The organism is Streptomyces sp. NPDC005722, assembly GCF_040630935.1.
In the GTDB taxonomy this organism is placed as follows: domain Bacteria; phylum Actinomycetota; class Actinomycetes; order Streptomycetales; family Streptomycetaceae; genus Actinacidiphila.
On the sequence record NZ_JBEXYN010000055.1, the window covers coordinates 1 to 25,636 of the forward strand.

5 protein-coding genes are annotated in these 25,636 nt (G+C 75.6%); 3 read left to right on the plus strand and 2 right to left on the minus strand.

Going from position 1 to position 25,636, the window contains the following annotated elements:
• Positions 1 to 74 precede the first annotated feature (74 nt).
• Together ABZ479_RS36745 and ABZ479_RS36750 are read right to left on the minus strand one after the other, a co-directional pair.
• Positions 75 to 281 carry an MbtH family protein gene (locus ABZ479_RS36745; RefSeq protein ID WP_500465603.1) on the minus strand — a complete coding sequence of 69 codons (207 nt, stop codon included), beginning with the start codon at positions 279 to 281 and terminating at the stop codon, positions 75 to 77.
• Positions 278 to 22,111: a non-ribosomal peptide synthase/polyketide synthase gene (locus ABZ479_RS36750; protein WP_500465604.1), complete on the minus strand. Its 21,834-nt coding sequence runs from the start codon at positions 22,109 to 22,111 to the stop codon at positions 278 to 280. Before ABZ479_RS36750 ends, ABZ479_RS36745 begins: the two co-directional genes overlap by 4 nt.
• A gap of 201 nt (positions 22,112 to 22,312) precedes the next feature.
• On the opposite strand from ABZ479_RS36750, the gene ABZ479_RS36755 reads away from it, so the two are divergent.
• From ABZ479_RS36755 to ABZ479_RS36765, 3 genes are read left to right on the plus strand one after another with little or no spacing between them, the layout of a single operon-like run.
• Entirely contained in the window at positions 22,313 to 23,338 is a 1,026-nt protein-coding gene (locus ABZ479_RS36755) for a FecCD family ABC transporter permease (RefSeq protein ID WP_499601085.1), read from the plus strand.
• Between the two features lie 2 nt (positions 23,339 to 23,340).
• Positions 23,341 to 24,402, plus strand: a complete 1,062-nt coding sequence (locus tag ABZ479_RS36760; RefSeq protein WP_500465605.1) for a FecCD family ABC transporter permease — start codon at positions 23,341 to 23,343, stop codon at positions 24,400 to 24,402.
• 4 nt (positions 24,403 to 24,406) lie between these two features.
• Entirely contained in the window at positions 24,407 to 25,258 is an 852-nt protein-coding gene (locus ABZ479_RS36765; protein WP_499601083.1) for an ABC transporter ATP-binding protein, read from the plus strand.
• The last annotated feature ends 378 nt before the right edge of the window (positions 25,259 to 25,636 follow it).

A 25,636-nucleotide genomic window follows, 5' to 3' on the forward strand; every position in this document is an offset into this window, starting at 1 on the left:
GCAGGACGCCGCAGGACGCCGCAGGGGCCGGCCCGCACGGTGCGGGCCGGCCCCTGCGGCGTGGGCGGTCGCGGTCAGCGGCCCTCGACGAGGCTCTTCGGGCGGAGGTCCGTCCAGTGGGTCTCCACGTACTCCAGGCACTCCTGGCGGCTCGCCGGGCCGTGGGCGACCGTCCAGCCGGCCGGGACGTCGACGAAGTCGGGCCACAGGCTGTGCTGGCCCTCGGCGTTGACCAGGACGGAGTAGACGCCGTCGGGGTTCTCGAAGGGGTTGCTGCTCATCGGGTGGTTTCCTTCCGTGTGACCAGGGCCGCAAGGGCCCGGAACCAGGTCTGCGCCAGATCCCGGACGGCCTCCTCGGTGAGGAGTTCGCCGGCGTAGGCCCAGTGGGCGCTCAGTTCGGGGCCGCCGGGGCGGTCCTCGGTGAGGGCGTTGAGGGTGAGGGCGTGGGACATGGGCATCCCGGGGTCCGCGTCGAGGTCGGCGGCGTCGCCCTCCGGCGCGTACGACCAGTCGGCGGCCTCGGGGACGTCGAAGCGGCCCATGTAGTTGAACTCGATCTGCGGTTCGGCGAGCCGGGCCAGTTCGGCACCGGTGACCGGGTTGAGGTGGCGCAGCAGGCCGTGCCCGACGCCGCCGGTGGGCGGGGCGGTCAGGTGCTCGCGGACGCGGGCGACGGCCTCGTCGGGGTCCAGGCCCGCGGGGCCCGGGTCGAGGCGGACCGGGACGACGCTGGTGAACCAGCCGACGGTGCGGGACAGGTCGGCGTTGCCGGCGAGTTCCTCCTCTCGGCCGTGGCCCTCCAGGTCGACGAGGACGGCGCTGCCGGGCCCGGCGCCGAGCACCCGGGTCCGCCAGTCGGCGACGGCCTGCGCGAACGCGGTCAGCAGTACGTCGTTGACGCTCGCCCCGTACGCGGCGGGCACCCGCCCGAGGAGGGGGCCGGTGACCTCGGCGGGCAGGGTCAGCGACAGGTAGCGGGTGCTCTCGACGGTGTCGCGTGCCGTGTCCAGCGGCCGGGCCAGGGGCAGGCCGGCGCCGTCCGCGAGGACCGAGGTCCACCGGGGCAGTTCGTCCTCGCGGGACGGGTCCTGCGCCCGGGCGCTGAGCAGTTCGGACCAGCGGCGGAAGGAGACGTCCACGGGCGGCAGTTCCGGCGTGCGTCCCGCCGCCACGGCAGCCCAGGCGGTCTCCAGGTCGGGCAGGAGGATGCGCCAGGTCACGCCGTCGACGACGAGGTGGTGCAGGAGCAGCAGCAGCCGTCCCGGCTTCCCGGGCCCGGCGTCGAACCAGACGGCGCGCACCATGTCGCCGGTGTCCGGGTCGAGTCCGGCGCGCGCGGTGACCGCGTGGGCGGAGATCGCCTCCCGCAGCGCGGTGTCGTCCGCGCCGGCGACGTCGGCCCGGGTGAGCCAGGACGTCACGTCGACGGTGCCCGGGGCGGGCACGCGCAGCGCCCACTGCTCGCCGCGCTCGCCGTCGGAGCACGGCCGGGTGCGGGTGCGTTCCAGCCGGGCGCGGAGCATGTCGTGCCGGCCGGCGACGGCGCGCAGGACCGCCAGCAGTCCGTCCCCGTCCATGGCCGCCGGGGTCTGCAGGAGGGCGGCCTGGTGGTAGCCCCAGATCGGGCCGCCGCGCTCGCGCAGGGCGTGCATGATCGGGGTGAGCGGGACGAGGCCGGTGCCGTCGTCGTGGGTGCGCACCAACTCGTCGCCGGTGAGCGGGACGGCGGCCCCGGCGAGGGAGGCCACGTCGCGGTGCTGGAAGACCTGGCGCGGGGTGATCCGCAGTCCCGCGGCGCGGGCCCGGCTGACGAACTGCATCGCGACGATGCTGTCGCCGCCGAGGGCGAAGAAGTCGTCGTCGGTGCCGACGGCCTCCGCGGGCAGTCCCAGCACCTCGGCGACGATGCCGCACAGGGTGCGTTCGGTGGCGTTGCCGGGCCTGCGGCCGCCGGTGCCCGAGGTGAAGTCCGGGGCGGGCAGTGCCTTGCGGTCGAGCTTGCCGTTGGACAGCAGGGGCAGCCGCTCCAGGACGACCACGGCCGCGGGGACCATGTACTCCGGCAGGCTCGCGGCGACGTGGGCCCGCAGGGTGGCCGGGTCGGCGTCGCCGCCCTCGGCGGGGACGACGTAGCCGACGAGCTGCCGGACGCGGGGCCGGTCCTCGCGGGCGGTGACGACCACCTGGGCCACGGTGTCGTGCGCGGCGAGGGCGGTCTCGACCTCGGCGAGCTCGACCCGGTAGCCGCGGATCTTGACCTGGTCGTCGGAGCGTCCGGCGTACTCCAGCTGCCCCTCCTCGGTCCACCGGGCGAGGTCGCCGGTGCGGTACATGCGGGCGCCGGGCGGGCCGTACGGGTCGGCGACGAAGCGCTCCGCGGTCAGGTCGGGGCGCCCGAGGTAGCCGCGGGCGAGTCCGGCGCCGGACAGGTACAGCTCGCCGGTGACGCCGGGCGGGAGCAGGCGCAGCGAGGCGTCCAGGACGTAGGCGCGCGCGTTGTGCACGGCGCGCCCGACGACGGGGCGGTCGCTGTCGGCGACGCGGCCGACGAGGGCGTCGACGGTGGCCTCGGTGGGCCCGTACAGGTTGAACGCCTCGGTCGACTCCAGCGCGGCCAGGCGTGACCACAGGGCGTCGGGCACGGCCTCGCCGCCGACGCCGACCACGGCCAGCGGGCAGTGGCCGCCCTGGACCAGGCCGGCGTCGGCCATCTGCGTGAGCAGCGACGGGGTGACCTCGATGAAGTCCAGCCCCTCGGCGCGGATCCGCTCGGCGAGCAGTTCCGCGTCGCGGCGCGTCTCGTCGTCCACGATGTGCAGCGCGTGGCCGTCCAGCAGCCACAGCTGCGGCTGCCACGAGGCGTCGAAGGAGAACGACCAGGCGTGGCCGACCCTCAGGTGGCGGCGGCCGGTCAGTTCCTTGGCGCGGTCGTGCAGGTCGTGCCGGTGGCTGTGGAAGAGGTTGGCGAGGCTGCGCTGGGTGACGACGACGCCCTTGGGGCGGCCCGTCGAACCCGAGGTGTAGATGACGTACGCCGGGTGGTCGGGGGCCGGTGCCCGCGGCGCGGCCTCCGGCAGCCCGTCGAGGGCGTCCAGGCTGAGCACCGGGACGTCGGCGCCGGGGAGGGACGCGGCGAGGGCGTCCGTGGTGAGGATCAGCCGCGGGCGGGCGTCGGCGAGCATGCCGAGCGCCCGGTCGGCGGGCAGGTCGGGGTCGAGCGGCAGATAGGCGGCGCCCGCCGTCATGACGGCCAGGATCGCCGTGATGTGGTCGGCGGTGCGCGGCAGCGCCAGCGCCACGATGCCCTCGGGGCCCGCACCCGCGCCGGCCAGCACGCGGGCCAGCCGGCCGGTGCGTGCGGCCAGTTCGGCGAACGTCCACGTCACGGAGCCGTCGGTGACGGCCACGGCGTCCGGTGACGCGGCGGCCTGCGCGGCGAACAGGGCGGGGACGGTGGCGTCGCCGGTCCGCGGGAGCAGGGCCGTGTCGTTCCAGGTCTCCAGCAGCCGGCGGTCGGCGTCGGTGAGGATGCCGAGCCGTCCGACCGCGGCGTCCGGGTCGGCGGCCATCGCCGCCAGCACGGAGAGCAGGGCCGAGGCGATCCGCCCGGCGGCGGCCGGAGTGAACAGGTCGGGGCGGAACTCCGCCGTGAGGCGGAGGCGTTCGCCGGGCTCGACGGCCCAGGCGAAGGGGTAGTGGGTGGAGTCCTCGTGCTCGCGGACGGACAGGCGCAGGCCCGCGTCCGCCTCCTCGGCCACCGGGTAGGACTCGAAGACCACCAGCGTGTCGAAGAGGTCGCCGAGCCCGGCGCCGCGCTGGATGTCGGCCAGGCCCAGGTGCTGGTGCGGGAGCAGGCGCGACTGCTCGTCCTGGAGTCGGTCCAGCAGGGCGCCGACCGGCTCCTGCGGCCGCAGCCGGACGCGCACGGGCACGGTGTTGATGAACAGGCCGATCATGGACTCGACGCCGTCCAGCTCCGGCGGGCGTCCGGCCACGGTGGCGCCGAACACCACGTCGTCGCGGCCGGTCAGCCGGGACAGCACGACTCCCCAGGCCGCCTGCACCAGCGTGTTGACGGTGAGCCCGCGGTGCCGGGCGAGCGCGCCGAGCTCGCGCGTCAGCTCCTCGCCGGCCTCGATGGTGCGGGTGCGCGGCACGGCCGGCGCCCGGTTGGCGTCGGCGGGCACGAGGTGGGTGGGCTCCTCCAGTCCGTCCAGGGCCGCGGCCCAGGCGGCCGCCGAGGCCGGCTGGTCCTGCGCGGCGAGCCAGCGCAGGTAGTCGCGGTAGGGGGCGGTGGCGGGCGGGGTGGTCCCGTCGTGGAGGGCGGTGAGTTCCGCCATCAGCCGGGGCACCGACCAGCCGTCCAGCAGCAGGTGCTGGTGGGACAGCACGAGGCGGTGGCCGCCGTCGCCCGTCCTGGCCAGCAGCAGGCGCAGCAACGGGGGTTCGGCGGGGTCGAAGCGGCGGCGTTCCTGCAGCAGCAGGCGCTCCCACTCCGCCTCGGCGTCCGGGGCGGCCGTGAGGTCGACGTGGCGCCAGGGCAGCGGCACCGAGCGCGGCACCACGGCCACCGGACGGCCGGAGGAGAGGTAGCGGAAGCCCGCGCGCAGGCTCTCGTGCCGGTCGAGCAGGGCCTGCCCGGCGGCGCGCAGCCGCTCGGGGTCGAGGTCCCCGTCGATGTCGTACGACACCTGGACGGTGTAGACGTCGGGGCCCTGGTCGCCGGAGTCGAAGGAGGCGTGGAAGAGCAGGCCCGCCTGGAGCGGCGAGAGCGGCAGCGGCTCGGCCGTTGCGGCGCCGGGGAGTTCGGCGCGTTCGGCGTCGGTGAGGCCGGGCAGCAGCTCGGCTCCGGTGTCCGTGTCCCCGCCCTGGTGGACGGTGTCGGTGGCGACCGCCGCCAGACCCGCGGGGGTCTTGTGGCGGAAGACGTCGCGCGGGGTGATCGTCAGCCCGGCGGCACGCGCCCGGACGACGAGCTGCATGGCGACGATGCTGTCGCCGCCCAGGGTGAAGAAGTCGTCGTCCGCGCCGACGCGTTCGAGGCCGAGGACGGCGGCGACCAGTTCGCACATGCGCTCCTCGCGCGGGGTGCGCGGCGCTGTCGCGGTGACCTGGGCGGCGAAGTCCGGTGCGGGCAGGGCCGCGCGGTCGAGCTTGCCGTTGGGCGTGAGCGGCAGGGCGTCCAGGACCACGAAGGCGGCGGGCACCATGTGCTCGGGGAGCGCGGCCGCCGCTGCGGCGCGCAGGGCCGCGGCGCCGGGCTCCTGCCCCGGGGCGGGGACGACGTAGGCCACCAGGCGCTCGTCACGCGGCACGACGGTGGCCGAGGCGACCGCGGGGTGCCGGGTCAGCACGGCCTCGATCTCGCCGGGTTCCACGCGGAAGCCGCGCAGCTTGACCTGGTCGTCGACCCGGCCGAGGTACTCCAGCTCCCCGTCGCGGGTCCAGCGGGCCAGGTCGCCGGTGCGGTACATGCGGCTCCCGGGCTCCCCGTACGGGTCGGCCACGAAGCGCTCGGAGGTCAGTGCGGAGCGGCCGAGGTAGCCGCGCGCCAGCTGGACGCCGGCGAGGTACAGCTCACCAGGCACGCCCGGGGCGACCGGACGCAGCGAGGCGTCCAGCACGAGGGTGCGGGTGTTCCACACGGGGCGGCCGATCGGGACGGTGCCGGCTCCCGGCACGACCTGGTGGGCGGTGACGTCGACCGACGCCTCCGTCGGGCCGTACAGGTTGTGCAGCCCGGCCGTGCCCAGCACCTCGTGGAAGCGGGCGGCGAGCGAGGCGGGCAGCGCCTCGCCGCTGCAGATCACGCGGCGCAGGCCGGTGCAGCCCGCGGTGGCCGGCTCGTCGAGGAAGGCGCGGAGCATCGACGGCACGAAGTGCGCCGTGGTGACGCCGGCCCGCTGGATCAACCCGGCCAGGTACGCCGGGTCCTTGTGGCCCTCGGGCCGGGCCACGACCAGCGCGGCGCCGGTGACCAGCGGCCAGAAGAACTCCCACACCGACACGTCGAAGCCGGCCGGCGTCTTCTGCAGCACGCGGTCGCCGGGGGTGAGGCCGTAGGCGTCCTGCATCCACAGGAGGCGGTTGACGATGCCTTCCTGCGGTACGACGACGCCCTTGGGGCGGCCGGTCGAGCCGGAGGTGTAGATGACGTACGCCGGGTGGCGCGGGTCGTGGGCCTGCGGGAGCGGTCCGGTGGGGGCGTCCGCCGCGGGGGCGCCGTCGGCGTCGACGGTCAGGCGCGGGACGCCGGTGCCGGGCAGGGCCACGCCGTCGGTGGTGACGACGCACGCCGGGCGGGCGTCGCCGAGCATGAACGCCAGCCGCTCCGCCGGGTAGCCGGTGTCCAAGGGCAGGTAGGCGCCGCCCGCGCGGTGGACGGCGAGCAGGGTGACGACCAGGGCGGCCGAACGGGGCAGTGCGACCGCCACCGTGGACTCCGGGCCGACGCCGGCGCCCGCGAGGACGTGGGCCAGGCGTTCGACGCGGGCGTCGAGCTCCGCGTAGGTGACGCCGGCGTCCTCGACCACGAGGGCGGTCGCGGACGGGGTGGCCGCGGCCTGGGCGCGGAACAGCTCCGGGAGGGTGAGGCCGGGCACGGCGCGGCCGGTGGCGTTCCACTCCGTCAGGACACGGGCGCGTTCGGCGTCGTCCAGTACGTCGATCTGCCCGACCGGCCGCCCGGGTTCGGCGGCCACCTGCTCCAGCAGCCGTTCCATGCGGCGGGCGAGGAGTTCGGCGGTCGGCCGGTCGAAGAGGTCGGCGCTGTACTCGATCCAGCCCTGGATGCCGTTGCCCTCGCCCTGCTCGACGAAGTCGAAGCTGAGGTCGAACTTGGCGGTGTCCTGGGCGACCGGCTCCGGCCGCACCGTCAGGCCGGGCAGCGCGGGCGTGCCGGCGCGCTCGGCGAGGTGGACGACCATCACCTGGAACAGCGGGTGACGGGCGAGCGAGCGGCCCGGGTTGAGGGCTTCGACGAGCCGCTCGAAGGGCAGGTCCTGGTGCTCGTACGCGGCGAGGTCGGCCGCCCGTACGCGGCGCAGCAGCTCCGCGAAGCCCGGGTCGCCGGACAGGTCGGTGCGCAGCACGAGGGAGTTGACGAAGAAGCCGACCAGGTCCTCCAGGCGTTCGTCCGCGCGTCCGGACACGGGGGCGCCGAGCGGGATGTCGTCGCCGGCGCCGAGCCGGTGCAGCAGGGTGGCGACGGCGGCCTGGGAGACCATGAACATGCTGGCGCCCTCGCGGCGGGCGAGCGCGCGCAGGGCGCGTTCCAGCTCGGGCGGGACCTTGAAGCCGACGGTGCCGCCGGTGTGCGAGGACTCCTGGGGGCGCGGCCGGTCGGTGGGCAGCGTCAGTTCCTCGGGCAGTCCCCGCAGGGTGGCGGCCCAGTACGCGAGCAGGTCGTCGCCGGAGTGCTCCAGCAGCTCGCGCTGCCAGAGGGTGTAGTCGGCGTAGCTCACCGGCAGCGGGGCCCGGTCGGGGGCGCGGCCGGCGGTGCGGGCGGCGTAGGCGGCGCCGAGGTCGGCGAGCAGGGCCCGGTCCGACCACTCGTCGGTGGCGATGTGGTGCAGCACCAGCTGCAGCACGTGCTCGTCCGGCCCGGTCGCGGACAGGGTGGCGCGCAGCGGCAGTTCGCGCTCCAGGTCGAAGGGGCGCGCCGCGATCCGGGGCAGTTCCTCCGGGGTGGCGGCGTCGAGCGTCACGCGCGCCTGCTCCGGGGCCAGTACGTGCTGGTGGGGCACTCCGTCCACGACGGGGAAGACCGTGCGCAGGGTGGAGTGGCGGGCGACGAGGTCGTTCAGCGCCGCCTCCAGTGCGGCACGGTCGAGGGCGCCGGTCAGGCGCCAGGCGGCCGGGAGGTTGTAGGTGGGGTCGTCGGCGTCGACCTGGTGCAGCAGCCACAGCCGGTGCTGGGCGGAGGAGAGCGGCAGCCGCTCGGGCGGGACGTTCCCGGCGGTCAGGGCGGGGCGTGCGGCGGCCCCCTCCTCTTCCAGCAGGGCGGCGAGCCGGGCGACGGTGGGCGCGTCGAAGACGGCCCGCAGCGTGACCTCGGCACCGAGCGCGGTACGGATACGGCTGATCAGGCGCATCGCGAGCAGCGAGTGGCCGCCGAGCGCGAAGAAGTCGTCGTCGATGCCGACCCGTTCCAGGCCCAGCACGGCGGCGAACTGCCCGGCGAGCAGTTCCTCGCGCGGGGTGCGGGGCAGCCGCCCGCCGACGGCCGCCGACAGGTCGGGCGCGGGCAGCGCGGCCCGGTCGAGCTTGCCGTTGACGGTGCGCGGCAGGGCGGCCAGGGCGACGAACGCCCCGGGGACCATGTGCTCGGGCAGCGCGGCGGCGGCGTGGGCGCGCAGCGCGGCCGGGTCGGGCTCGTGGCCGGCGGCGGGGACGACGTACGCGATGAGGCGCGGCACGCCGGGGGTGTCCTCGCGGACGAGGACGGCGGCGGCCGACACACCGGGGCCGGCGGTGAGGACGGACTCGATCTCGCCCGGCTCCACGCGGAAGCCGCGGATCTTGACCTGGTCGTCGGTGCGGCCCAGGTACTCCAGCGTCCCATCGCTTCGGCGGCGTGCCAGGTCGCCGGTGCGGTACATGCGGCTCCCGGGCTCGCCGAAGGGGTCGGCGACGAAGCGCTCGGCCGTCAGGCCGGGCCGGCCGAGGTAGCCGCGGGCCAGGCCGGCGCCCGCGAGGTGGAGCTCGCCGGGCACGCCGAGCGGTGTCGGGCGCAGCCGCTCGTCGAGGACGTACACGCGCAGGTTGTCCAGCGGCGCCGCCCACTCGGGGGCGCCGCTGTGGCGGCCGTAGGCGTCGACGGAGCACTCGGTGGGCCCGTACAGGTCGTGGACCCGCGTGGCGGGGAGCGCGGTCAGCCGCTGCCACAGGGCGGGCGGGGTGGCCTCGCCGCCGACGGTGAGGACGGCGGGCGCGTATCCGCCCGGGGCGAGGAAGCCGTGGTGCGTGAGCTCGGCCAGGAAGGTGGGGGTGAGGTCGACGTAGTCGGCGGCGCGGGCCTCCAGGTGTGCCAGGAGGGCGGCCGGGTCGGTCATTGTCGTCTCGTCGACGACGTGCAGTTCGTGCCCCGCCAGCAGCCACAGCAGCGGGTCCCAGGAGGCGTCGAAGCTGAACGAGGCGGTGTGCGCGGCCTTCAGGACCGCACGGCCCGTGGCGCGGACGGCGGGTTCGATCATGTCGCGCAGGTGCGCGCCGAAGAGGTTGGACAGGCCCCGGTGGGTGCCGACGACGCCCTTGGGGGTGCCGGTGGAGCCCGAGGTGTAGATCGTGTACGCGGCGCTCGCCGCCCGGTGGACGAGCGGGCCGGCGGGCTCGGCCGCGGGCAGCGGGGCGTCGTACAGCAGTCGCGCGGCGCCCGGCACGGCCGGGAGGCGTTCGGCGAGGTCGGCGGTGGTCAGCAGGCAGACCGGGTCTGTGTCGCGGAGCATGAACTCCAGGCGTTCGGCGGGCAGTGCGGGGTCGAGCGGCAGGTAGGCGGCGCCGGAGGCGAGGACGCCGAGGATCGCCGGGACCATGGCGTGCCGCGGCAGCGCGAGGCCGACCACGGTGCCCTCGGCCGCGCCGTGCCGGCGCAGCAGGGCGGCGAGGGCGTCGACCCGCTCGCCCAGCCCGGCGAAGGTCAGCGCGCCCTCGGCGGTCACCAGGGCCGTCCGCTCCGGGTGGGCGCGGACGGTGTCGGCGAGGATCTCCGGTACGGCACGGGTCTCGGCGCCGTACCGCGCGGTGTCGTTCCAGGCGACGGCCGCGGCCTCGTGCTCGGCGGGCGTGAGCAGGTCGAACTCGGCCAGCGGGAGGTCCGGGTGGGCCGCGGCCTGCCGCAGCAGCAGGACCAGCCGGGCGACGAGCAGCGCGGCCGTGGCCTCGTCGGCCAGGTCGGTGGCGTACTCCAGCAGCAGCGCCAGCGGGCGTGCCTCGCCGTGGTCGACGAAGGTGAAGTCGAGGTCGAACTTGGCCGTGCCGGTGTCCATGTCGAACCACTCGGTGGGCAGTCCGAAGACGTCGGGGTCGCCGTCCGGGCGGTGGTGGTAGCCGAGCATGACCTGGAAGAGCGGGTTGCGGCCCGCCGCGCGCGGCGGGTTCACCGCCTCCACGACCCGGTCGAAGGGCAGGTCCTGGTGCTCGAAGGCCTCCAGGGCGGACTCACGGACCCGGAGCAGCAACTGACGGAACGTCAGGGAGTCGCCGGACAGGTCGGTGCGCAGTACGAGGGTGTTGACGAAGAAGCCGACGAGGTCGTCCAGGCCGCTGTCGGTGCGGCCGGCGATGGGCGCGCCCAGCGGGACGTCCTCGCCCGCGCCGAGGCGGTGCAGCAGCGCGGCGGTGGCGGCCTGGAACAGCATGAACATGCTGGTGCCGGTCGCCGTGGACAGCTCCCGCAGCTCCCGCCCGAGGACGGCCGGGACCTCGCCGCGCACGATCGCGCCGGCGCCGGTGGGCGCGGCGGGACGCGGCCGGTCCAGGGGCAGCGGCAGCTCCTCGGGGAGGTCGCGCAACCGCTCGGTCCAGTAGGCGAGTTGGGCGTCGCCCACGGCGCCGAGGAGGCGCTCCTGCCAGAGGGTGTAGTCCGCGTACTGGACGGGCAGCGGCCGCCACGCCGGGGCGGAGCCCGCGGCGCGGGCGGTGTAGGCGGCCGTCAGATCCGCCATGAAGGGGCGGTCGGACCACTCGTCGGTGGTGATGTGGTGCAGCACGACGGCCACCACGTGGTCGTCGCCGCCGACCCGGAACACCTCGCAGCGCAGGGGCAGTTGCTCCGTCAGGTCGAAGGGGCGGCGCTGGGCCGCCTCGATGAGCCCGGGGAGGTCGGCCTCGGCGGCGTCGGCCACCGTGAACCCGGGCCGGGCGTCGTCCGCGGGGACGATGCGCTGGTGGGGCTCGCCGTCCTGCTCGCCGACGAGGGTGCGCAGCGCCTCGTGGCGGCCCGCGACGTCGGCCAGGGCCTGCCGCAGCGCGTCGGTGTCGAGGGCGCCGCGCAGCCGGAAGACGAGCGGGAAGTTGTAGGCGGCTCCGCCGCCGGTGAGCCGTTCCACCAGCCAAAGGCGGCGCTGAGCGGCGGAGAGCGGGACGCGGCCGGGGCGTTCCGCCGCCGCGGTGAGCGCGGGGCGGACGGGCCGTCCGGCGTCCGCGCGGCCCGCGAGCAGCGCGGGCGTCGGGGCCTCGAAGAGGTCGCGGATGGCGAGTTCGGCGCCGAGCTCGGTGCGGGCCCGGCTGACCAGGCGGGTGGCGAGCAGGGAGTGGCCGCCCAGGTCGAAGAAGTCGTCCTCGGCACCGACCGACGGCAGGGCCAGGACCTCCGCGAAGAGGCGGCACAGCACCTCTTCCTGGGGGGTGCGCGGTCCGCGTCCGCCGCCGAGGGCCACGGCGGGCTCGGCGTCGGGCAGCGCCCTGACGTCGAGCTTGCCGTTGGCGTTCATCGGCAGCCGGTCGAGGGTGACGAAGGCCGCCGGGACCATGTACTCGGGCAGCTCGCGCTTGAGGTCCTCGCGCAGCACGCGGACCAGGGCGCTCGCGTCGCGGCCCGCGCCCGGGTCGTTGGCGTACGGGGCGGTGCCGCCCCCCGGCCGGTAGAGCCCGGCGGTCGTGCCTGCCGTGCCGGCGGGGACGAACACGGCCTCGTAGGTGCCCGTCTCCGCGCCCCAGGTGGTGAGCACGCGGTAGCCGAGACCGGCGGCCAGGTCGTGCAGGGTCTCCGGGTCGACGCCGTCCGGCCGCACCCGGCCGTCCGGCACGCCCGTGACGCGCAGCCGCTCCGGCCGCTGCTCGCGCAGGTGGGCGGCGAGGTCCGGCGACCACACGGCACGGGGCTCGTCGCCCAGCCGCACGGCGGGCTCGCCGTGGTAGAGCACGGCGTCGTAGCGGTGCCGGGTCAGCTCGTTGTGGCGGCGTCCTCGCTTGGTGCGCAGGTCGAGCCCGTAGCCGAGCCGCGCGAAGAAGTCGGGGTCGACCAGGAGTTCCTTCTCCAGGCGCAGGCCGCGTTCCACGGCCCGCTCGAACCCGGCCCCGGCCGTGCCGCGGGCGTGCTGGATCTCGGTGTGGAAGGTGCGGGCGAGCCGCAGGTTGCGGACGTCGCCGACGAAGAGCGCGCCGCCGGGGGCGAGGAGTTCCATGGCGCCGCGCACGACCGACTCCAGGTAGGCCGCGCTCGGGAAGTACTGGATCACGGAATTGATGACGACCGTGTCGAAGTACCCGGTGGGCAGCCCCTCCAGGTCGTCCGCGGGACGGCAGCGCAGCTCCACCTTGGCGGCGAGGGCGGGGTCGCGCCGCAGCTCCTCGCCGATCTTGCGGATGACGGGGGCGGCGAAGTCGGTGGCCCAGTACGCCTCGGCGTCCGGGGCCAGCCGGGACAGCAGCAGGCCGGAGCCGACACCGATCTCCAGGACGCGGCGCGGGCGCAGTTCGCGGATGCGGGCGAGGGTGGCCTCGCGCCACTCGTGCATGTCGTCGAAGGGGATGGGCTGCCCGTCGTAGGAGCTGTCCCAGCCCGCGTACTCCTCGGTGAAGACGGCGGTGGAGATCTCCTCGTACTCGTCGGAGTAGATCTCCTGCCACTCGCCCACCTGGGCGCGCTCGGTGGACGCGCGTTCGGCGGCGTCGACGGGGGCCGGGACGACGTAGCCGACCAGCCGGTCGTCGCGGACGACGACGGCGGCCTGGGAGACCCGCGGGTGCCGGCTGAGGGCGGTCTCGATCTCGCCGGGCTCGACGCGGTAGCCGCGGATCTTGACCTGGTCGTCGGTGCGGCCCAGGAAGTCCAGGTTGCCTCCGGCACCCCGGCGTACGAGGTCGCCGGTGCGGTACATGCGCTCGCCCGGCTCCCCGAAGGGGTCGGCGACGAAACGCTCGGCGGTCAGCCCCGGCCGGTCCAGGTAGCCGCGGGCCAGGCCGATGCCCGCGATGTACAGCTCGCCGGGCACGCCGTCCGGCACCGGCCGCAGCCAGGCGTCGAGGATGTGCGCGCGGGTGCCGCGGATGGGGCGGCCGACGGTGGGCGTGGCGCTGTCGTGGGTGCCGCCGCCGAGGGTGTTGATGGTGTACTCGGTCGGGCCGTACAGGTTGTAGCCGTAGGTCCCCTCGGTGTCGCGCAGCCGCGTCCAGACCGTCTCGGGGACGGCCTCGCCGCCGAGCAGCACCAGCGGCGGGACGTGGCCCTCGAGCAGCCCCTCCTCGATGAGCAGGCGGGCGTAGGTCGGGGTGACGTTGACGACGTCGATGCGGTGCCGCTCGCAGTAGGCGGTCAGGGCGTGGGCGTCACGGCGCAGTTCCTCGTCGCAGACGTGGACCTCGTGGCCCTCGACCAGCCAGAGCAGTTCCTCCCACGACATGTCGAAGGCGAAGGAGACGGTGTGCGCCACGCGCAGCCGCCGTCCGCCGGCCGACGCGATGGCCGGGGCGAAGATCTCCTTCTGGTGGTTGAGCTGCATGTTCGTCAGACCCCGGTAGGGGGTGACGACGCCCTTGGGCCGGCCGGTGGAGCCGGAGGTGTAGATGACGTACGCGGGGTGCTCCAGGCTGAAGTCCGAGACGACCGGGGCGTCGGACAGCTCCGCCAGCGCGGCGGCGACGGCGGGGTCGTCGAGGAGCACGCGCGGGGTGTCCGCGTCGAGGGTCGCGGAGACGGCGGCGTTCGTGAGGAGCAGCAGCGGCCGGGCGTCCTCCAGCATCAGCGAGAGCCGGTCGGCCGGGTGGTCCAGCTCCAGCGGCAGGTAGGCCGCGCCGGTGCGCAGCACCGCGAAGAGGGCCACGACCATCTCCGCGGAGCGCGGCAGTCCCAGCGCGACGACCTTCTCCGGTCCCGCGCCGTGGGCGAGCAGCAGCCGGGCCGTGCGGTTCACGGCGGCGTCCAGCTCCGCGTAGTCCAGGGTGCGGTCGCCGAAGACCAGGGCGGTGGCGTCCGGGGTGCGGGTGGCCTGCGCGGCGAGCAGGTCGGCGATGGTCTCGGTGGGCTCCGGCACCCGGCTGGCGGCCCACTCCCGCTCCAGCGCGGCGTGTTCGGCGGGCAGCAGCGGGTCGAGACGGCCGACGGGGGCCGTCAGGTCCTCCGCCATGCGCTCCAGCAGCAGGGTGAAGCGGTCCAGCAGCGCGCGGGCGGCCTCGTGCGGGACGACGTCGGGCCGGTGCGCGAGGGTGACGAGGACACGCTGTCCCGGCGTCACGATCAGGTTGACCGGGTAGTGCGTGGCGTCGACGTTGGCGACGGCGGCGGCGCCGTGCTCGGTGCGCAGCCGCTCCAGCCGGTCCTCGGTGTCGTTGTTGCGCAGCACGAAGAGGGTGTCGAACAGCCGCCGGTGGCCGGTCTCGGCCTGCAACACGCCGAGGCCCAGGTACTCGTACGGCATGAGTTCCAGCCGTTCGCCCTGGATGCGCCGCAGCAGGTCGAGGACGGTCTCCGCCGGGTCGAGGGCGACGCGGGCGGGGACGGTGTTGAGGAACATGCCGATGACGTTCTCGACGTCCGGGACCTCGGTGGGCCGGCCCGCGACGGTGGTGCCGAAGACGACGTCGGTGCGGCCGGTGGCGGAGGCCAGGGTCAGGCCCCAGGCGGCGTTGAGCACCGTGTTGAGGGTGAGGCCGTGGGCCCGTGCCCGCTCGCGCAGCGAGTCGCCGAGCTCCGCCGGGAGCAGCGCGTCCAGCTGCTCGGGGATGACGGGTTCCAGGCCCGCGTCGGCGACGGCCGGGACGAGCAGGGTGGGCTCCTCCAGGCCGTCCAGGGCGGCACGCCATGCGGCGGTCGCGGCGGCGTCGTCCTGGGTGCCCAGCCAGGCCAGGTAGTCCCCGTAACTGCCGGGGCGCGGCAGGCCGGTGTCCTCGCCGCCGGTCGCGTAGAGGGCGAAGAGCTGGTCGAGGAAGAGCCAGGCGGACCAGCCGTCCCACAGGATCAGGTGGCGGCCGATGACGAGGCGGTCGCCGCGCTCGGCGCCGCGGCGCACGAGCAGCATGCGGAACAGGGGCGGCGCGGACAGGTCGAATCGGCGGGTGCGCTCGGCGTCCATCAGGGCGCGCAGCCGCGCCTCCTGCTCGTCGGCGGGGAGCGCCGACAGGTCCACCGTCTCCAGCGGCACCTCGGGCTCATCGACGATGAACTGCACGGGCTGGCGCAGTCCTTCGCTGGTGAACCCGGCGCGCAGTCCGGGGTTGCGGCCGAGCAGGGTGCGGGCGGCGGCCCGCAGCCGGTCCTCGTCCAGGCGCTCGGCGAAGTCGAAGGTCTCGTGGACGGTGTAGACGTCGAGGGCGCCGTCGTCGTAGGCGGAGTGGAAGAACAGGCCTTCCTGGAGCGGGGCGAGCGGCCAGATCTCGGCGACCGCTCCCCCGGCGGTCCGCTGGACGCGCCCGGTCTCCTCGGCCGTCAGCTCGGGGCGGACGGGGCCGGTGCGCTCCGTGGTCGCGGCGCCGGTGCGGGCGGCCAGGGCGAGGGCGGCGGGGGTGCGGTGCTCGAAGACGTCGCGCGGGGTCAGTTCGAGTCCGGCGGCGCGGGCGCGGCTGGCCACGCCGATGGAGCTGATGCTGTCGCCGCCGAGGAGGAAGAAGTCGTCGTCGGGACCGGCGTCGGGCAGGCCCAGGACGGCCGCGAACACCTCCGTCAGCGTCCGCTCGCGGTCGGTGCGCGGGGCGCGGGCGGGGGCCCGCTCCGTCTCGGGCGCGGGCAGCGCCGAACGGTCGAGCTTGCCGCTGGGGGTCAGCGGCAGCGCGTCCAGCACGACGAAGGCGTCCGGCACGAGCGGCGCGGGCAGCACCTCGGCCACGGCGGCACGCAGGGCGCCGGTGTCGGGGCGGGCGCCGCGCGCCGGCACGACGTACGCGACGAGGCGCTGCTCGCGCACCGTCACCGCGGCCTGCGCGACGTCCGGGAGGCGGACGAGCGCGGCCTCGGTCTCGCCGGGCTCGATGCGGTTGCCGCGCAGCTTGACCTGGCGGTCGGTGCGGCCCAGGTACTCCACGACCCCGTCGGCACGCCGGCGGACCAGGTCGCCGGTGCGGTACATGCGGGTCCCGGGCGCGCCGAACGGGTCGGCGACGAAGCGCTCCGCGGTGAGCGCGGAACGCCCGTGGTAGCCGCGGGCGAGCTGCACACCGGTCAGGTAGAGCTCGCCGGGCACGCCGTCCGGCACCGGGTGCAGGCACGCGTCCAGGACCCGCAGGCCCGTGTTCCACACGGGGCGGCCGATGGGCACGATCGTGCCGGGGGCGCCGTCGAAGGGGTGGTGGGTGACGTCGACGGCGGCCTCGGTGGGCCCGTAGAGGTTGTGCAGCGGCACTCCGGTGAGCGCCTGCCAGCGCGCGGCGGCGGCGCCCGGCAGGGCCTCGCCGCTGCTGAGGACGCGGCGCAGGCTCGCCGCCCACGACGCGTCGGCGGTCACCTCCGGGGTGCTGAGGAACGCCTCCAGCATGGAGGGCACGAAGTGCATGGTGGTGACGCGCTGTTCGCGGACGAGCCCGGCGAGGTAGGCCGGGTCGCGGTGCCCGTCGGGGCGGGCGAGGACGACGGCGGCGCCCTCGCACAGCGGCCAGAAGAACTCCCACACGCTGACGTCGAAGCTGGACGGGGTCTTCTGCAGCACGCGGTCGCCGGCCGTCAGGCCGTACTCCCCCTGCGTCCAGGCGAGGCGGTTGACGACGGCGCGGTGGGTGACGACGACGCCCTTGGGGCGGCCGGTGGAGCCGGAGGTGTAGATCAGGTACGCCGGGTCGTCGGGCCGGGCCTGCTCGGGCGCGACGGGCTCCGCGGCCTCCTCGACGGCGTCGATCAGCAGCGGCGTCAGGCCCGCTACCTCGGGCAGCCGCGGGGCGTCGGCCGCCGTGGTGACGACGGTCGTCGCGCCGGAGTCGGCGAGCATGTAGGCGACGCGTTCCGCCGGGTAGTCCAGGTCGACGGGCAGGTAGGCCGCGCCGGACTTGAGGACACCGAGCAGCGCGACCATCAGCTCCGCCGAGCGCGGGACGGCGATGGCGACGAAGCGCCCGGGTCCCGCGCCGCGGGCCCGCAGCCGCACGGCCAGCGCTTCGGCGCGCGCGTCGAGTTCGGCGTACGTGAGGGTGGTGTCGCCGTACACGACGGCGGTGGCGCCGGGCGTACGGGCGGTCCGCGCGGCGATGGCGGCGGGCAGTGTGGTGGCGGGGACGTCGCGGACGGCGCCCTCGAGGTGGGCGGTCTCGTGCTCGCGCGGGGTGAGCAGGCCGACGGAGGCGACCGGGCGGCCGGGGTCGTCGGCGATCGCCTCCAGCAGGAGCGTGAGCCGGCCGCCGAGGGCGCGGACGGCGCCGGCGTCGATCCTGCGCGCGTGGTGCTTGAGCCGCAGGTCCATGCGGCGGCCGGGCTTCACGATGAGGGCGAGCGGATAGTGCACGGTGTCGTGGAAGGCGTGGCCGGTGACGCGCACGGTGCCCGAGGGGTCGGCGAGGCCGGTCTCGGCGGGGTAGTTCTCGAACACGACGAGGGTGTCGAAGAGTTCGCCGCCGCCCGCGTGTCCGGCGGTGCGCTGGATCTCCGCGAGGCCGAGGTGCTGGTGGTCCAGCAGGGCGCTCTGCTCGTCCTGCAGCCGGCGCAGCATCGTGCCGAGCCCGCCGGCCGGGTCCCAGACGAGCCGGGTCGGCAGGGTGTTGATGAAGAGGCCGACCATGGAGTCGATGCCGTCGACGGCGACGTCGCGACCGGAGACGGTGGTGCCGAAGACGACGTCCTGCGCTCCGGTGAGCCGGCCCAGCAGCAGGCCCCAGGCGCCCTGGACGACGGTGCCGAGGGTGACGCCGAGTTCGCGGGCGCGGGCGGTGAGCCGGGCGGTGACGCGCTCGGAGAGTTCCAGGCGGATCTGCGCGGGCTCCACCGGGCCGCCGTCCGCGGGCGTGCCCACCAGGCGCGTCGGGCCCTCGAGCCCGGCGAGCGCGGTACGCCACGCGGCGCGGGCGGCGTCCCGGTCGGCGGCGGCGACACCGCGCAGGTAGCCGGCGTAGGCGGGCACCTCGGGCAGGGGCGCCGGGTCGTCCGCGTACAGCGCCATCAGCTCGCGGTGCAGGACGGGCAGCGACCAGCCGTCCGCGACGATGTGATGGAACGTCAGCAGCAGGCGGCTGCGGTCCGCGCCGAGGCGGACGAGCGCACAGCGCAGCAGCGGCGGCCGGCCGAGGTCGAAGGGGCGGGACCGCTCGTCGGCGGCGACGGCGTCCGCGAGGCCGCGGCGTACGCCCTCCTCCTGCGCGGACAGGTCGACCTCGCGCCAGGGCAGCGCGGCGCCACGGGTGACGACCTGGACGGGCCGGCCGTCGGGAAGCTGGCGGAAGCAGGCGCGCAGCGGGGCGTGCCGCTCCAGGAGCCGCTCCATGGCGCGGCGCAGGGCGGCGCCGTCGACGGGGCCGGACAGCTCGACGGCCTGCTGGACGACGTAGGCGTCGTGGTCGGCGCCGTCGACGAGGGCGTGGAAGAAGAAGCCCTCCTGGAGCGGGCCGAGCGGCAGCACCTCGTCGACGTCGGCCGTCAGGTCGCCGCGTACGGCGGCCAGTTCGGCGTCCGTCAGCGACACCAGGGGCGCGTCCACGTCCGTGGCGGTGGCGTCGTCCGGGCCGCCCTCCTGGGCGACCTCGGCCAGCGCGGCGACGGTGCGGTGCCGGAAGACGTCGCGCGGGGTGAGGCGCAGCCCGGCGCGGCGGGCAAGCACGAGCAGCTGGATCGCCACGATGCTGTCGCCGCCGAGGGCGAAGAAGTCGTCGTCGATCGTGACGGTCCGCACCCCGAGGGCCCGTGCGTACAGGGCGCACAGCAGTTCCTCGCGGGCGTCGCGCGGGGCGCGGCCCGAGCTGAGGGCGGCGTAGTCGGGGACGGGCAGGGCGGCGCCGTCGAGCTTGCCGCTGGGCGTCACCGGGAGGCGGTCCAGGGGCACGAGGGCCGCGGGGACCATGTACTCGGGCAGGAATTCGGCGGCGTGCGCGCGCAGCGTCCGCATCAGCGCGGTGACGTCGCGGAAGGGGGCGGGCCGGTTGGCGAGCGGACGGCCGCCGGCGGGCCGGTACAGCTCGCCGGGGTCGGCGCCCTCGGGGACGAAGACGGCGTCGAGGCTGCCGTCGTCCGCGTCGCCGGTCCAGGTCAGGACGGCGGACAGGCCGTGCCGCGCGGCGAGTTCGTGCAGCGATTCAGGATCGACACCTCCGACGCCGTCGGCGCCGGGGCGGCTGCTGTCGTCGAGGACGGCGAGGGCGTCGAGGTCCTCGGTGAGGCGGGCGTTGGGCACGGCGGTGACGCGCAGCCGCTCCGGGCGCGCGGCGAGCCGGGCGTCGAGGGCGGGCAGGCCGCCGAGCGCGGCCCACGCGATCTCGTCGCCCTCGCCGGGGGTGGCGTCCGCCGCCGGGCGCAGCACGACGTCGTAGCGGTAGCGGGTCAGTTCGTTGTGGTGCGTCCCGCGCTTGACGCGCACCTGCGCGGCGAAGCCGTCGAGGCCCGCGAACCAGTCCGGGTCGACGAGGAGTTCCCCCTCCCAGGCCACCGAGCGGTCGACCGCGGCGCGCAGCGCCTCCTTGTCGTCGGGGCCATCGGCGTTCCCGGCACCGCGCCGGCTCTCCACGGCCGCACGCAGGGTGCGCAGCAGCCGCAGGTTGCGGACGTCGCCGACGAAGAGGGCGCCGCCGGGCGCCAGCAGCGCGGCGGCCTTGCGCAGCACGTCCTCGAGGTAGTCGGCGCCCGGGAAGTACTGGGCGACGGAGTTGACGACGACGACGTCGAAGTGGCCCTCGGGCAGTCCGGTGGTGTCGTGCGCGGGGCGGGCCGACAGCTCGACGCGGCCGGCGAGTTCCGGCACGTCGCGGATCTGGGCGCGCAGCGCGGCGACGGCCTCCTCGGAGACGTCGGTGCCCCAGTACGCCTCGCAGCCGGGGGCCAGCCGGGACAGCAGCAGGCCGCTGCCGACGCCGATCTCCAGGACGCGGCGCGGTGCGAGGGCCGCGATGCGCTCGACGGTGGCCGCCCGCCACTCGCGCATGTCGGCGAGGGGGATGGGCAAGCCGTCGTACATGCTGTTCCAGCCGGCGAAGTTCTCCCGGAAGCCCTCGGAGCCCGCGGCGGAGTAGAGGAGTTCGTGCAGGTCCTTCCACTCGGCGACCTCGGCCTCGCCGTCGAGCGAGGGCACGACGTAGGCGGCCAGCCGCCGGTCGCCGGGCCGGTCCTCGCGGACGACGACCGCGGCCTGGGCGACGGCGGGGTGGGCGCGGAGCACGGACTCGATCTCGCCGGGCTCGATGCGGAAGCCGCGGATCTTGACCTGGCTGTCGACACGGCCGAGGAACTCCAGCCGCCCGTCCGCCTTCCAGCGCACGAGGTCGCCGGTGCGGTACAGCCGCTCCCCCGGCTCGCCGAAGGGGTCGGCGACGAAGCGCTCGGCCGTCAGGTCGGGCCGTCCGAGGTAGCCGCGGGCGAGTCCGGCGCCGCCGAGGTAGAGCTCTCCCGCGACACCCGCCGGGACGGGACGCAGCCGGGCGTCGAGTACGTAGGCGCGGGTGCCGGGGTCGGGCACGCCGATGGGCACGATGGTGCCGGCCGGGGTGTCGGGGTCGCACCGGCCGAGCGTGGAGTTGGTGGTCGCCTCGGTCGGGCCGTAGGCGTTGAACATCATGCGGCCGCGCGCGTAGCGGCCGACGAGTTCGGGCGAGACGCGCTCGGTCCCGGCGAGCAGCGTCGCCTCGGCGGGCAGGTGCACGTCGTCGGGCATGGCGGCGAGCAGGGCGGGCGGCAGGATCATGAAGGTGATGCCGTGGGCGTTCGCGTAGTCGGCGAGCGGCGGGCCCGGAACGCGGCGTTCGGAGGGGACGACGACGAGCCGTCCGCCGGAGAGCAGACCGAGGCACAGGTCCCAGAAGGCGACGTCGAAGCTCGGGGAGGCGAACTGCAGCACCCGGCTGTGCGGGCCGATGCCGAAGCGCTCGCTCTGGGTGGCGACGAGCTTGGCGACGCCGGCGTGGGAGAGGACGACGCCCTTGGGCCGGCCGGTGGAGCCGGAGGTGTAGATGACGTAGGCGGCGTTCGCGACCGTCAGCCGGCCGTCGAGGTCGGGGGCGCTTTCGGGCAGCCCGGCGAGTTCGGCGACGGTGTCCGGGGCGTCGACGACCAGTGTGGGGAGCTCGCCGGGCAGCTCGGCGGCGACCTCGGCGGTGGTGAGGAGGCAGACGGGGGCGGCGTCGGTGAGCATGTAGGCGACGCGGTCGGCGGGGTAGTCGGTGTCGACCGGCAGGTAGGCGGCGCCTGACTTGAGCACCGCCACCTCGGCGACGATCAGTTCCGCCGAGCGCGGTACGGCCAGCGCCACCACCGTCTCGGGGCCGGCGCCCCGGGCGGCCAGGGCGTGGGCCAGCCGGTTGGCGCGGGCGTCGAGTTCGGCGTAGGTGAGGCGGACGTCCTCGAAGACCAGGGCGGTCTCGTCGGGCCGGGCGCGGACCTGCTCCGCGAACATCGCGGGCCAGGTGGCGAGCGGCACGTCGTGGCCGGTGTCGTTCCACTCGTGGAGGAGGCGGTGCCGTTCCGGCCCCTCCAGCAGCACGAGGTCGCCCACCGCGCGGTCCGGGTGCGCGGTGGCGTCGGCGAGCAGCGTGGCGTAGTGGCCGAGGATCCGGTCGACGGTCGCGCCCTCGAAGAGGTCGGGGCGGTACACGGCGTGGACCTCGCCGGTCGTCACCCGCAGTGCGAGGTCGAGGGGGCCGCCGGCCCAGTCGCCGGGGGCGAAGCCGGTGTTGCAGAGCAGTCCGCCGCCGCGGGTCGCGGTGGCGCCCACCTCGGCGGCGAGGTCGCCGGCGGGGACGCGGTGGGCGCGGGCCCGCTCCGCGGCCTCGGCGACCCGCGCGGTGAGCCCGGCGAAGGTGGTGTCCGCGGTGAGGGCGACGCGCAGCGGCAGCCCGTCGTGGGCGAGGACGAGGTCGGTGGCGCCGCCGCCGTAGTGGTGGAGCAGGGCGACGTACGCCGCGAGGTGGCGGTCCTCCCCCGCGGCCGTGCCGGGCAGGGCGCGGGAGCGCACCGCGGGCGGTCCCTCGGGACGCTGCGGGTACGGGAGGTCGATGGGGAGGGCGGTCTCCTGTGCGAGCGGAATCAGCCGTTCGCGCCAGAAGTCCTTTGCCGTCATGACCAGTTCTTCGTTACCCGACACAGGTGCCCGTGCCTCTCCAGACGTGCGGAACCGACTCGGACGAGCCGTGACCGCTGGCCATATTAAGGTAAGCATTACCTAACTTGATAGCCCTCCCCGTCGGGCACGACAGCACAGCTCACGGCGGTAGGGTTAAGGTGTGCCTAACCTAAGGATGGTGGCCGTGGAGCCAGGCCGGTGACCGCGCGCAGAAGCCTGCGCCCAGCCCTGCTCGTCGTGTTGCTCGCCACCGCCCTCGCGGTGCTGTGCGTGCTCTCGATCGGGCTGGGTGCCGTCGACATTCCCCCGGACCGGGTCGTCCGGGCGCTTTTCGGCCACCCCTCGAGTCGGCTCGTCGACAACATCGTCTGGACGGTCCGCGTACCGCGCACCGTCCTCGGTGTCACCGCGGGCGCCGCCCTGGGGCTGTCCGGCGCGCTCATGCAGGCCCTCACCCGCAACCCGCTCGCCGACCCCGGCATCCTCGGCGTCAGCGCGGGCGCGTCCTTCGGGATCGTCGTCGCCATCGCGGTGTTCGGGCTCGGCTCGCTCCACGGCACGATCTGGTTCGCCTTCGCCGGTGCGCTCGGCACCAGCGTGCTGGTCTTCCTGCTCGGCCGGACGGGCCGCTCGGGCGCGACACCGGTGAAGCTGGCGCTGGCCGGAGTCGCCGTCACCTTCCTGCTGTTCTCGCTGACCAACGCGATCGTCCTCACCGATCCCGACGCGCTGGACCGCTACCGCTTCTGGTCCGCGGGCACCCTCGCCGACCAGGACGCCGCCGTCGTCAGCAGCATCCTGCCCTTCCTGGCGGTCGGGGCGGTGCTCGCGCTCGCCACCGCGCCCGCGCTCAACAGCCTGGCCCTGGGCGACGACGTGGCCGCCTCGCTCGGACGCCGGCTGGGCCTCGTACGCCTGCAGGGGGTCGTCGCGGTGATGCTGCTGACCGGCGCGTCCGTAGCCGTCATCGGCCCGGTGGTCTTCCTCGGCCTCGTGGTGCCGCACGTCGCCCGGATGCTCGCGCAGTACGCGGGCATCGGCCCCGACCACCGCTGGCTGCTGCCGCTGTCGGCGGTGCTCGCACCCTGCCTGCTGCTCACGGCGGACATCCTCGGGCGGGTCGTCGCCCGGCCCACCGAGGTGCAGGCGGGCGTGCTCGTCGCCTTCATCGGCGGCCCGTTCTTCATCGCGCTGGTCCGCCGGCGCAAGCTCGCGGAGGTCTGAGCATGACCGCCCTCGCCCCCCTCCGCGGCCGCCGGACCTTCCGGCTGGCGGCCCCGCCGGTCTCCGGAGTGCTCCGGCCACGGCTGGTGGTGCTCTGCGCCGCCCTCCTGGCCGCGGTGTTCCTGCTGTTCTGCTGGGGCCTGACCCTCGGCGACTACCCCATCGGGTTCGCCGACGTCGTCAAGGCCCTCACGGGCGCCGGCGACCCCGGAACGGTGCTGGTCGTACGCGAGTTGCGGCTGCCACGCGCCCTCGTGGGACTCCTCGTCGGCATCGCCTTCGGCATCTCCGGCGCGCTGTACCAGACGATGACCCGCAACCCACTGGCCAGCCCCGACATGATCGGGCTGACCGAGGGCGCGGGAACCGCCGTGGTCGCGGGCATCGTCCTCGGCTGGGACGGCGGCCTCGGCACCCAGGGGCTCGGCCTGCTGGGCGCGCTGGTCACGGCGCTGCTCGTCTACGCGCTGGCCTGGAAGGGCGGCGCCACCGGCTACCGCATCATCCTGGTCGGCATCGGCGTGTCCTGGATGTGCACCAGCGCCACGGACTACCTGGTCGCGCGCGGCGAGCGCTTCGAGGCGCAGGCCGCCCTGGGCTGGCTGGTGGGCAACCTCAACGGCCGCACCTGGGACCAGGTCACCCAGCTCGCCGTCGCCACGGCCGTGCTGGTGCCGCTCGCCCTCGGCATGGGCCGCCGGCTGCGGACCCTGCAGCTCGGCGACGACGTTGCGGCGGGCCTCGGCACCGCCGTGCAGCCCGTACGGCTGGCGCTGCTGCTCATCGGGGTCGGGCTGATCGCCTTCGGCACGGCCGCGGCCGGCCCGGTCGCCTTCGTGGCGCTGGCCGCCCCGCAGATCGCCCAGCGCATGGCCGGCACGGCGTGGCCGCCGCTGACGGCCTCCGGGCTGACCGGCGCACTGGTCGTCCTGGGGTCGGACCTCGTCGCGCGTGAAGCGATCCCCGGCACGGAACTGCCGGTCGGGATCGTCACCGGCGTCATCGGCGCGCCGGTACTGCTCTGGCTGCTCATCCGCGCCAACCGCGCGGGCTCAGGAGGCTGAACCCATGGCGACCACCGACCCCGCCCCCGCCCCCACCGCCGCCGCGGGCCCGGACCTCCGGGCGCGCGGGCTGCACCTGGCGTACGACGACCGGCTGGTCGTCGAGGACCTCGACCTCGTCATACCCACCGGCCGCATCACCGCCATCGTCGGCGCCAACGCCTGCGGCAAGTCCACCCTCCTGCGGGCCCTGGCCCGGCTGCTCGCGCCCCGCCAGGGCACCGTCGAACTCGACGGCCGCGCCCTGCGGTCGGTGCCGACCCGGGAGCTGGCCCAGCGACTGGGCATCCTGCCGCAGACGCCGGTGGCCCCGGAGGGACTGACCGTGATCGACCTGGTCAGCCGCGGCCGTTCGCCGCACCAGACGTGGTGGCGGCAGTGGTCCAAGGCCGACGAGCTGGCCGTCCACGAGGCGCTGGCGGCGACCGGCCTGACCGAGCTCGCCGACCGCGCCGTGGACGAGCTCTCCGGCGGCCAGCGCCAGCGGGCCTGGATCGCCATGGCCGTCGCCCAGGGCACCCCCGTCCTGCTGCTGGACGAGCCGACCACCTACCTCGACCTGGCCCACCAGATCGACGTGCTGGACCTCGTCACCGACCTCAACCGCCGCGAGCAGCGCACGGTGGTGATGGTCCTGCACGACCTCAACCAGGCCTGCCGCTACGCCGACCACGTCATCGCGATGAAGTCGGGGCGGATCGCCGCCGAGGGCCCGCCGGCGGAGGTGATCACCGCCGAGACCGTCCAGGACGTCTTCGACCTCCGCTGCCAGGTCACCACCGACCCGGTCAGCGGCACCCCCCTGGTGATCCCCATGGGCCGCCACCACGAGGCGGTCCCCGTCGCCGCCGAGTGACCCGCCACGGGGTGCCACTGGCACGTAGACGGCATCGTCGACCCCGGCCGTCGCCGGCACGTTCGGGGCGACCGGCTGGACGCCCCCGACCCGCGCGAAGCGCCCGGCATCCGCCCGCCCGGCGAACACGGAACGCGGACACGGGACCAGCCGTCCTCCGGCAGCACCCCGGCGCCCGCCGGGCAGTGCACGAGGCTGCGGACAGGGCGCGCGGCGCCCGCGCGGCCTCGTCGACCCCGGCCGTCGCCTCGGCACGTTCGGTGCGGACAGCCGCGGAGGCCGACGGGCCGTCCGAAGGCCCCCGCCCCGCAACGCCGCGGTTCCCATGGGCCGTTGACGCGAAGCGCCCCGCATCTGCCCGCCCGGCGAACGCGGCGC

Bases quoted from the DNA above. Each gene is read 5' to 3' on its own strand.
- ABZ479_RS36745 (WP_500465603.1), bottom strand. From the start codon at position 281: ATGAGCAGCAACCCCTTCGAGAACCCCGACGGCGTCTACTCCGTCCTG.
- ABZ479_RS36750 (WP_500465604.1), bottom strand. From the start codon at position 22,111: ATGACGGCAAAGGACTTCTGGCGCGAACGGCTGATTCCGCTCGCACAG.
- ABZ479_RS36760 (WP_500465605.1), top strand. From the start codon at position 23,341: ATGACCGCCCTCGCCCCCCTCCGCGGCCGCCGGACCTTCCGGCTGGCG.
- ABZ479_RS36765 (WP_499601083.1), top strand. From the start codon at position 24,407: ATGGCGACCACCGACCCCGCCCCCGCCCCCACCGCCGCCGCGGGCCCG.